Genomic DNA, 9,989 nt, shown 5'->3' on the forward strand with positions numbered 1-9,989 from the left:
TGTTCAGTTGTTATTTTAAACACATAGTATCATAGGGCAGATAGGTACACACAGGGTTTTCTTCGTCTGCTATTGTGTTCTATGTTCCTATGCGCCTATGTGTTCAGTTGTTATTTTAAACACATAGTATCATAGGGCAGATAGGTACACACAGGATTTGCATTCGCTATATGTATTCAATTCTTTGTTTCAACACATCTGCCCGAAATAAAAAACCGCTCCGGTTGCCGAAACGGTTTTTCAATTTAACATGGGTTAGGAAAATGACCGGAGTTACCGTCCAAAGTATTTGTTTACTGCCTCAACACGGTTATTGACGTGCAGCTTTTCATAAATATGATATACATGTTTTCGCACGGTTTCCTGTGCAATACCAAGCTTTGTTGAAATTTCCTTATACAACATTCCTTTGGCAAGCAGTTGAAGGATTTCGTGCTCCCGGTTAGACAAATTATTCAGTAGTCCGGAAGAAGGATTCTTTTCCTGGAAAACTGCAACTACCTTTCTTGCTATCTGGCTGCTCATTGGCGCACCGCCATCGGCCAGTTCACGAATGGATTCCAGTAATTTACCGGGGGCGGTCTTTTTTAAGATATATCCGTTGGCTCCTGCAGCAAGCGCTTCAAATATTTTTTCATCCTCTTCATACACAGTGCACATCATAAACAATATGTCAGGATTTTTGGGCTTTAATTCTCTTACGCAATCAATGCCACTCATACCACCTAAATTGATATCCATCAGCACCACGTTCGGCTTCAGTTCGGGGATACCGTAAATAGCGCTTTCGGCGCTGATAAAAGACCCCCTGAACTCGTATCCCCGGGCCATCATAATAATCTGTTCCAGTGCCTGCCGTATATCATCATTATCTTCCACAATGCAAACAGAAATCGTATCCATGTAAAGTAAATAAACAGTAAAGCTAAAGGTTATTTGACGAAAAACCCGTACCCCAAATCGGGTATCAGGTTAAAGGTACGCTTAATATAACAGATGTGCCGTTATAAGGTGAAATGATGCAGGATCCGCCAACTGCCGAGAGCCTGTCTTTCATATTAAGCAATCCGTTGTTATAAGTGAGGGTGGCAGAAGGGTTAAAGCCAATGCCATTGTCTGTTATGGAAACAGAGAAAAAGTCACCGCCGGTAAACTGTATACTTACCTGTGTAGCCTGCGAATGCTTTACTATATTATGCAGCGCCTCTTTTACTGAAAGCAGGATATTGCGGCGGATTTTTCCGCTCACAATTATTTCGGGTATAGTATCGGGAGTTGTAATGTGCAACTGAAATGAGGTGGGTTCAAAGTATTCTACGATCAGGCGCCGGAGGTAGGCTACCAGGTTAGGCAACGTATCATTCCTTGAATTTAAGGTCCATATAATTTCGTTCATTTTGTCGATCAATATATTCGATGTTTCTGAGATCTTTTCAAGTTCTTTACTATCATCCTCTGCGCTTTTGGCTTTCGCAATTTCGCTCAAAAGCCTTATAGAAGTAAGTCCCGATCCTATATCGTCGTGTATCTCCTGTGAGATCCGGTTTCTTTCTTTGTCCCTTGCATCCATGATCGCTTTATACTTTTCAAGTTCCTTTCTGTCGTTTTCGAGCTGCAGCTTCTCCACTGCTCTTATGCGTTGGGCTTCCTGCATTCTTGCCCTGTAAAATAATCCCTGCATAAAAAGCAGCATCTGGAGCAATATGCCAAGCATAAAGACCAAAACCGGTATGCCGGCATGCCTGAAAAAATGATAATCATACTCACTCCATCTGTCGGTATAGAGCGCTGTACCGGAAAGCAGGATAGCTATGAATGCGCCGGTAGCTACATATTTTATCTCTTTGTTTTTTTTCCGGATTGTTAATATTGAGATGAGGCAGGCTGCATACAGCAATACGATCATTCTTATGGTATCGAAGGCAATATTTGCAATATAATTATACCGGTTGGTATACGTAAGCGGAAGACTGATGGTTAAAAAAATGAATTGAACCACTATAAGTATCATGAAATGTTTGTGCAGGTCCGGAAATTTATTCCTTAAGGCAAAGAAAGAGGAAATAAAAAGCAAAATGAGTGCATTGCCGCTCAATTGCAAAACCTGGTATCTGAAGTCGTAAAAAAAATAATAGAGGTCGTCGAATATAAACAGATTGAGCAGCCTGAGTAAAAAATAAACCACAAAAACGAACATTGCGCCGGAGTAATACAGGTATTCAGTTTTAAGCGTTTGAATAAAAATAGTGAGTGTATACGCGAACATGCTGAACATAATGCCGAGCAGCGCAATGGTGATGTAAACGTACAGCCGGTTGGGACGTACAAAATGATTGAAAGTGAAGGCAGTTTGCTCCTGAGGTAATAATATTAAGGGGTCAAACTGATGCCAGTTATAAAAATTGATATCGGCCCGGATATAAAATGTTTTATACGTTCCCTTTTTCACTACAAAAAAAGCATACGGAACCTTATTGAATACGGGGTAGGAAAACGAACCAAACTGATTGTCAAGAGCTTTCATTGTTGCTGTAGTGCTGTCGTACTCATACATGATATAATGCTGAGCCCTGCCCATATATAGCCAAAATGTATCCTGCAGACTGCTGTTGGTTACCGACAGCTTCATAAAATAGCGGGCATCCAGACGTGTTTTATCGACAGGAAATTTCTCGCCTGGATGAACAAATTCACCCGGGGCAATACTTTCAATGGATCTTTGTTTGGAATAGTCTGTAAAATAACACAAGCGTCTTAACACGGTGTCATACTCACTGATCTTTCCCAGGTCAATAAAATCAGCAGGTTGTGCCGTGGCAAAACTCCAGCACAAAAGAAAAGCAATGGCGGTCGCAACTCTTTTTAACAACAAGCAGATTGATTTTAAGCAAAATGAGCTGTGCTGTAATTTAAAGGATTTATTTCACATTATTCAACAAATATAGAGCAGGTATTTCTCCCTGAAAAAGGGTTCTTTAAATAAGCCGGATATCTCCCGGATGTGCGGCTTGAGCCCGCTTTCATGGATCTCCTGTGTAAGATCACCCCCCTTCATGCAGATCAGTCCGTTTTTGAAACCCTCTGTCTTTTTTTTGTTGCTTAGCAGGGGACGGCTCCACTGCCACAGGTTTTTTAAAGAGGCAACGGCGCGACTTACCGCGAAATCAAATTTCCTGTTTTTGATTTCTTCCGCACGTATATGCTGCGTGGTCACATTTTTTAATTGCAATGCCTGAACTACTTCATTTACTACTTTTAATTTTTTGCCGATCGAATCAACCAGGTGAAACTGAACATCCGGAAAAGCAATAGCCAGGGGTATCCCGGGAAACCCGCCTCCCGTTCCAATGTCAATAATTTCACTGCCAGTGGCAAATTTAAAGACCGATGCAATGGCAAGCGAGTGCAGCACGTGCTTTTCGTACAACGAATCAATATCCTTGCGGGAAATGACATTGATCTTCTCATTCCATTCTTTATATACCCGGTCAAGCGCAATGAACCTGCTTATTTGCAGTCCGGAAAAATCAGTAAAATAGCGGGTGATCACTTCCAGGTTACCCGGGGCTTCTTCCATAATGCAGGAGTAAAAATGAGATAGTAAAAAAGCATAAAAATATCAAAGGCCCAAAACCATTTCCAAAGGTCTCTTTCATCCAGTTTCACCATGGCTTTATACCAAATGACAGCTTGTATAATGAAGCGCAATAAAAATACTCCCATAACCCATTCCCAGCGAAAAAAGAAAAGCGCCGCAATAAATGACGGATAAAATAAGAAATGGGTGAGGGCGTATAAGCCGAGCAAAATCCGGTGTTTGGTTTTATAGAGCCTGGCTGTGGTAAAATGCCTTTGTTTTTGATTGCGCCAGTCTTTCCATGTTTTTTTAGGCTCGGAAAGTGTAAAAGCTTCTTTATCTACCACAACTTTCGTGTTGCGGGCATTGGCAGTAGCATTAATGAACAAATCGTCATCGCCTCCCGGTAAATGGTTGTGTGCGGAAAATCCTTTATTGCGAAAGAACACATTCTTTTTATAGGCCAGGTTCCTGCCGGTTCCCATGTAGGGCAATCCCGCCAGGGCGTAGGAAAGATATTGCAGTCCTGTGTGGAAGGTCTCGAAACGGATAATCTTATTCAAAAAGCCCTTTCTTTTATAATAGGCGCCGTACCCCAATACAATTTCTGTTCCCGGCTCAAAAGGAGCAATCATTTTGTGCATCCAGAACTCACTCGCGGGAACACAATCGGCATCGGTTAAAAGCACAACATCGTGCTTTGCAGTTTTAATGCCCATTGATAAAGGGAATTTTTTACCGTGAATGAACTTAGCCTCCTGCTTCAGCTCAATAATATGCAACTGTGCAAAATCCTTCTGCAGCGCTTCCAGCAGGTATTTGGATTCATCTAATGAATTATCGTTTACTAAAATGAGCTCGTGTGTATCGGTAAATTCCTGGACCAGCAAACCGGGAAGATTTTTAGCTAAATTTGCGGCTTCATCGCGGGCACAAACAATTACGGAAACAGGTTGCTGATGGTATGATACGGAGGAATCCGGGCGGTGAAATGCCAGCCTTCTGAAGAAATAAAGGTAATAAATGATCTGGATGAAAGTAATGCAGCAAAAGGCCCCAAATACCATTAACGACCAGTCAGTTTTTTCCATCATGGCGGCGAAGGTAAGAAATAGAAAGATTTGTTATTATGGATTTATTTTAACGACAAAATATGTTGAAAAGTTATGGCTGCATTGAAGTTTGAAATAGGCCGGAAAGACGCGTTATCGGGGGCCAGAACAGGGAGTATTGTTACAGAACATGGGGTTATTCCCACACCCATTTTTATGCCGGTAGGAACAGGGGGGAGCGTAAAAGCCCTTACCCAAAGCCAGTTGGAAAAGGAAGTGGGGGCAAAGATCATTTTGGGAAATACTTATCACTTGTACCTGCGGCCGGGTATTGAAGTGCTGGAAGAAGCCGGAGGATTGCACCGGTTTATGAACTGGCAGCAACCACTGTTGACAGACAGTGGCGGTTACCAGGTTTTTTCGCTGGCGGGAACGCGTAAAATAAATGAAGAGGGGGTTATGTTCCAAAGCCATATTGACGGCAGCAGGCATTTATTTACGCCCGAAAAAGTAATGGACATACAGCGTAGCATAGGCGCTGATATCATTATGGCGTTCGATGAGTGTCCGCCTTATCCGAGCGAGTATGCTTATGCACAGCAGTCTATGCAGCTTACGCACCGGTGGTTAGACAGGTGTTTTGAGCGGGTAAAAGAAACGGAAGGGAAATATGGGTACACACAAAACCTCTTTCCTATTGTTCAGGGCGGAACCTATGCTGATCTCAGAAAAGCATCATGCGATTATATAAGCTCAAAGAATGCAGCAGGGAATGCCATCGGAGGCTTGAGTGTAGGGGAACCCGAAAGCATGATGTATGACCTGTGTGGTTTATGCTGCGATAACCTTCCGGCAAATAAGCCACGTTACCTGATGGGCGTAGGCACGCCGTGGAATATACTGGAATGTATAGCCCTCGGGATAGATATGTTTGACTGTGTTATGCCTACCCGTAACGGGCGCAATGCCATGTTGTTTACGTCAAAAGGCATCATCAATATTGATAATAAAAAATGGGAGAAGGATTACTCGCCAATTGACGATGGCATTGCGTGTGAAACCAGTAATTATTACAGTAAAGCCTACCTGCGGCATCTTATCAAATCAAAAGAAATATCAGGACTTACCATAGCCAGCATACACAACCTGGCCTTTTATCTTCATGTGGTTACTGAAGCCCGGAAACACATTGAAGCAGGCGACTTCACGAGCTGGAAGAGAAGCAGCACAGAGCAGTTTAAGGTGAGGAGATGAGGAGGGGGGAGGTGAATGGTGAGAAGTGAGAAGTGAGCGTGATCTTACTACTTACTACTTATGCCTTTACCGAGGTGAGAGGTGAAGTGTGTGAATAGTGAACAGTGAATAGTGAATCAATGTCCTTTCCTTAAGCTATGATGGAGACAATATAATGGACAGCAGCTACATCCCATAGGGATGTAAGGTTGGTAGATATGATTAAAAGTTGTTTAACGCGTGCCGTAGGTACGCAAGGTGATGGGAGTGATAAAATTTATTGTCACAGAATTCACACTGATTATTATTAAGGAAACGACATTGAATAGTGAATAGTGAATGTTTCGTCAACGGGTTATCCGCTCATCGTTAGTATGCTACTCTGAAAGCTGATGGTTCAGAGCTGCAGGAGCGTGAAAAGTGAAAGACAAGACAGTATCACCCTATTCCCTATATCTTATACTCTTCCTGCATTTATACCTTAAGCTGAAAGCTGAATGCCGATAGCTGAATGCTCAAAGCTCAAGGCTGATTGCTCAAAGCCGGCAGCTAATTCCGTTTCTGCTCAAACAGCCATGATAATAGTGTAGGTTCGGCAAAAGCGTTTATCCAGCTATTGTGTTTTACGCCCGGGTATTCGGTATATTTTACTTTAGCTCCGGCTTCTTTTAGTGCGCCGACCATATTGCGTGAGTTGGCTACAGGCACAGCATCATCATCTGTACCATGAAAAACCCATATGGGAAAATGCTTTCCGTAAAGCTTTGCACTTGCCGGATTTCCTCCGCCGCATATGGGAAATGCAGCCGCAAACAATGCCGGCCTGCGCCATAATATTTCGAATGTTCCAAAGCCACCCATTGAAAGCCCGCCAATATAAATCCGCTTTGGATCAACAATCCCGCTGTTGACCAGGGTGTCAATAAAATCCATCACCATTTGCAAAGGCCGGGTAGGCGGCATATTCATAGGGAACCGGTATATCCCTGATGAATCCGTAGCTTTATTTTTCACCCGCACACTCCACGATGAATCTGCAGGACATTGCGGAAAAACGACTATTGCCGGAAACTTTTCCCTGTTTGCAGAATCGAGGAAAAGAGAATCCCCCCAGGTGAGCTGAGCCTCATTGTCGTTGCCCCGTTCGCCGGAGCCGTGTAAAAAAACAATCAAAGGATATTTTTTTTCAGCAGAAAAATGAAGGGGGGATAGTATCCTGCAGGGGAGTGTGTCATCGCCCTGTAAGAAAAGTTGCCGCTCAAATAAATCCGGGTCAGGTGCCTGCCCGTTTACCAGACAGGGGGAGATAAAAAAAAGAAAAAAGAAGGGAAAGAATTTGAAACTATTGTGAATATTTTTCATAACAGAAAGATACAAAGTTCTTATTAGAGTTTTAATTTACTTTTGGCCATTACAGACATTTTTAACGTTCAGCCGCGGGGCATCTGCATGAAAAAAATAGACTGGTACATATTTAAGGATTTTATTTTCACTTTCATTTATTGCATTCTGCTGTTTACCGCTATTTCTGTGGTAGTGGATATCAGCGAAAAAACGGACGATTTTGCCAAAGCCGATCTTTCTGCCAAATTTGTAATGATACATTACTATGTAGGTTTTGTGCCATTCATCGTTTCGTTTTTGTTCCCTCTTTTTACTTTTATAGCCGTTATTTTTTTTACTTCTCGCCTGGCTAACCGTTCAGAAATCATAGCCATTTTGGCCAGCGGCACCAGTTTTAACCGCTTATTAAAGCCCTATTTGCTGGGCGGCATCTTGCTGGCGATCCTGCTCTGGTTTGGCAACCGCACTTTTGTACCCCGGGCCAACGAAATACGCACTGCATTCGAGCTGAAATATATTAAATCACCGGGGCAATACAGCAGCAGTAACAATATTTATATGCGTATTGACTCGGTTTCGTATTGCGGCATCCGTTACTACGATACTGCTTCAAAGAGCGGCAGCGGGTTTTTTATGGACAGGTTAAACGGAACAAAAGTTGCATATAACCTGAGAGCAAATAATATTGCCTGGGACGCCGCTCAAAAAAAATGGAAATTAACGGGCGTAATAGAAAGAAAAATCAACGGGCTGCACGAAGAAGTAAAGCAGGATACTGCAATGCGTATGGATTTTAATTTTACCCCCGATGATTTAAAACGCGATGAGTACATAAAAAGCAGGCTTACCACGGAAGAGCTCCGGCACATGGTACATATGGAAAAATTGCGCGGATCGGAAGGCACCAATGACCTGGAGGTTGAATTGTACCGCAGGGATGCCACGCCCGTAACTGTTATTATTCTTACATTAATAGGCGCTATACTGGCGTCCCGTAAAATAAGAGGGGGTAGCGGTATCCACCTTGCTGCCGGATTTGCTATTGCCGCTTTATTTATATTGCTCGACCGGTTTTCTACTATTTTCAGTGTTAAGGGAAATCTTCCGCCCATTATTGCCGCATGGTTGCCCAATTTATTGTTTGGGTTACTTACCTGGTATCTTTACCGAAAGGCGCCTAAATAAATTATTTGAAACATCGGATTTTTGACAGCTTTTAGCCGTGTTTTAGCTAACTTTAGCGCTCTTGTAGCCCTGCTTAATATGCAATCGGGGAATCATTTCAAAACATTTTTTATTATATGGCAACGATAAAAGAAAGGTTTAAAGCGAAAGCTGATGAGTTATCTGCTGAGATCAAAGATATTCTTAAGGAACATGGCAATAAAAAAATAGGAGAGGTGATGCTTTCCCAGATTTACCAGGGTATGAGAGGTATAACAGGGCTGGTGAGCGAAACCTCTTTGCTTGATGCCAGAGAAGGGATCCGTTTCAGAGGGTTTTCAATTCCCGAATTGCAGAAAAAACTTCCCAAGGCGGCTAATGGAAACGAACCCCTGCCCGAAGGATTGTTTTACCTGATGCTGATTGGTGAGCTGCCAACCGAAAACGATGTTAATGATATTACCAATGCCTGGCAGCGCCGCTCACATGTTCCCAATCATGTTTTTGATGCTATAGAAGCCCTGCCTAAATCTTCCCATCCGATGACGCAGTTTGTAGCGGCGATTATGGCGTTGCAAACCGAAAGTATCTTTGTGCGCAAATACAGTGAAGGGCTCAATAAAAAAGATTACTGGGAAGCAGTATATGACGACGCGATGAACCTTATAGCCCGGCTGCCCAGGGTAGCCGCATATATCTATCGCCGCAAATATAAAGATGAAAAGCATATACAGCCCGACGGGTTGCTGGACTGGTCAGGAAATTTTGCCCACATGCTGGGTTTTGAAGACGACAGTTTTAAAGAGCTGATGCGTCTCTACATGACCATTCATGCCGATCATGAGGGAGGTAATGTGTCGGCACATACAACACATTTGGTAGGTTCTGCCCTGAGTGATCCTTATCTGAGCCTTGCGGCAGGTATGAACGGGCTTGCCGGTCCTTTACACGGACTCGCAAACCAGGAAGTAATAAAATGGATATATGAAATGCGTGACGAGTTGGGTGTGGAGCTGCCTACCAAAGCACAAATAGAAAGATATGTAAAAAAAACGCTTAAAGAAGGAAAAGTAGTACCGGGTTACGGCCACGCTGTATTGCGTAAAACAGATCCCCGGTTTTCGGCTCAGATGGAATTTGGTAAAAAGCACATGCCAAACGATCCCCTTGTGAATACGGTATGGCGGGTATATGAAGTGGTTCCCGAAATATTAAAATCATTGGGCAAAGTAAAAAATCCCTGGCCGAATGTTGATGCACACAGCGGTGCCCTGCTTGTTCATTACGGGTTAGTAGAATATGAATTCTATACCGTATTGTTTGGGGTAAGCCGATCTCTGGGTGTATTGGCCAATTTGTGCTGGGACAGGGCTTTGGGACTCCCGATAGAGCGCCCCAAATCTGTTACCACGGCACTGGTAAAAAAATGGATTGAAGGGAAAGAAAAAAAATTGTAACGTTAAGAAGACTTTTTGGGTACTAATACAGCCAGGCAGTTCTTTGTCTGGTTTTTTATTTTGATGGAAAGCCCCGGCGTTCTATATTTGCAATCCCTTATAAATGGGGGTTTAGCTCAGCTGGTCAGAGCGTTCCGCATCCTTGCGGGAAGGTCACCGGTT

At 43.1% G+C, this 9,989-nt stretch carries 8 protein-coding genes; 3 read left to right on the plus strand and 5 right to left on the minus strand.

The genetic code is table 11. The features are described from left to right. Nucleotides 1-273 precede the first annotated feature (273 nt). The 4 genes from PLH26_RS12475 to PLH26_RS12490 form a co-directional block, all read right to left on the minus strand. Nucleotides 274-903 (minus strand): response regulator, encoded by a 630-nt coding sequence (locus PLH26_RS12475; RefSeq protein WP_324586354.1) that lies wholly within the window; start codon nucleotides 901-903, stop codon nucleotides 274-276. 64 nt (nucleotides 904-967) lie between these two features. After that, on the minus strand, nucleotides 968-2,872 hold the full coding sequence (locus tag PLH26_RS12480; RefSeq protein WP_324586355.1) for a sensor histidine kinase: 1,905 nt from the start codon (nucleotides 2,870-2,872) through the stop codon (nucleotides 968-970). Between the two features lie 60 nt (nucleotides 2,873-2,932). Beyond that, nucleotides 2,933-3,577 (minus strand): 16S rRNA (guanine(527)-N(7))-methyltransferase RsmG, encoded by a 645-nt coding sequence (gene rsmG / locus PLH26_RS12485; RefSeq protein WP_324586356.1) that lies wholly within the window; start codon nucleotides 3,575-3,577, stop codon nucleotides 2,933-2,935. After that, nucleotides 3,547-4,671: a glycosyltransferase gene (locus PLH26_RS12490; protein WP_324586357.1), complete on the minus strand. Its 1,125-nt coding sequence runs from the start codon at nucleotides 4,669-4,671 to the stop codon at nucleotides 3,547-3,549. The genes rsmG and PLH26_RS12490 overlap by 31 nt, the downstream gene beginning before the upstream one ends. A gap of 72 nt (nucleotides 4,672-4,743) precedes the next feature. On the opposite strand from PLH26_RS12490, the gene tgt reads away from it, so the two are divergent. Continuing rightward, nucleotides 4,744-5,883 (plus strand): tRNA guanosine(34) transglycosylase Tgt, encoded by a 1,140-nt coding sequence (gene tgt, locus PLH26_RS12495; RefSeq protein WP_324586358.1) that lies wholly within the window; start codon nucleotides 4,744-4,746, stop codon nucleotides 5,881-5,883. Between the two features lie 528 nt (nucleotides 5,884-6,411). Here tgt and PLH26_RS12500 read toward each other — a convergent pair. After that, nucleotides 6,412-7,035: a carboxylesterase family protein gene (locus PLH26_RS12500; RefSeq protein WP_324586359.1), complete on the minus strand. Its 624-nt coding sequence runs from the start codon at nucleotides 7,033-7,035 to the stop codon at nucleotides 6,412-6,414. 276 nt (nucleotides 7,036-7,311) lie between these two features. On the opposite strand from PLH26_RS12500, the gene PLH26_RS12505 reads away from it, so the two are divergent. Further along, nucleotides 7,312-8,391, plus strand: a complete 1,080-nt coding sequence (locus PLH26_RS12505; protein ID WP_324586360.1) for an LptF/LptG family permease — start codon at nucleotides 7,312-7,314, stop codon at nucleotides 8,389-8,391. Between the two features lie 116 nt (nucleotides 8,392-8,507). Continuing rightward, complete coding sequence (locus tag PLH26_RS12510) at nucleotides 8,508-9,827, plus strand: citrate (Si)-synthase, eukaryotic (RefSeq protein WP_324586361.1); 1,320 nt, start codon at nucleotides 8,508-8,510, stop codon at nucleotides 9,825-9,827. Nucleotides 9,828-9,989: the final 162 nt, after the last annotated feature.

The sequence above is a fragment of the Agriterribacter sp. genome, assembly GCF_035444585.1.
GTDB lineage: Bacteria > Bacteroidota > Bacteroidia > Chitinophagales > Chitinophagaceae > Agriterribacter.

Coding starts and splice junctions, on each gene's coding strand:
- PLH26_RS12475 (WP_324586354.1), bottom strand. CDS start 903: ATGGATACGATTTCTGTTTGCATTGTGGAAGATAATGATGATATACGG.
- rsmG (WP_324586356.1), bottom strand. CDS start 3,577: ATGGAAGAAGCCCCGGGTAACCTGGAAGTGATCACCCGCTATTTTACT.
- PLH26_RS12490 (WP_324586357.1), bottom strand. CDS start 4,671: ATGATGGAAAAAACTGACTGGTCGTTAATGGTATTTGGGGCCTTTTGC.
- tgt (WP_324586358.1), top strand. CDS start 4,744: ATGGCTGCATTGAAGTTTGAAATAGGCCGGAAAGACGCGTTATCGGGG.
- PLH26_RS12505 (WP_324586360.1), top strand. CDS start 7,312: ATGAAAAAAATAGACTGGTACATATTTAAGGATTTTATTTTCACTTTC.
- PLH26_RS12510 (WP_324586361.1), top strand. CDS start 8,508: ATGGCAACGATAAAAGAAAGGTTTAAAGCGAAAGCTGATGAGTTATCT.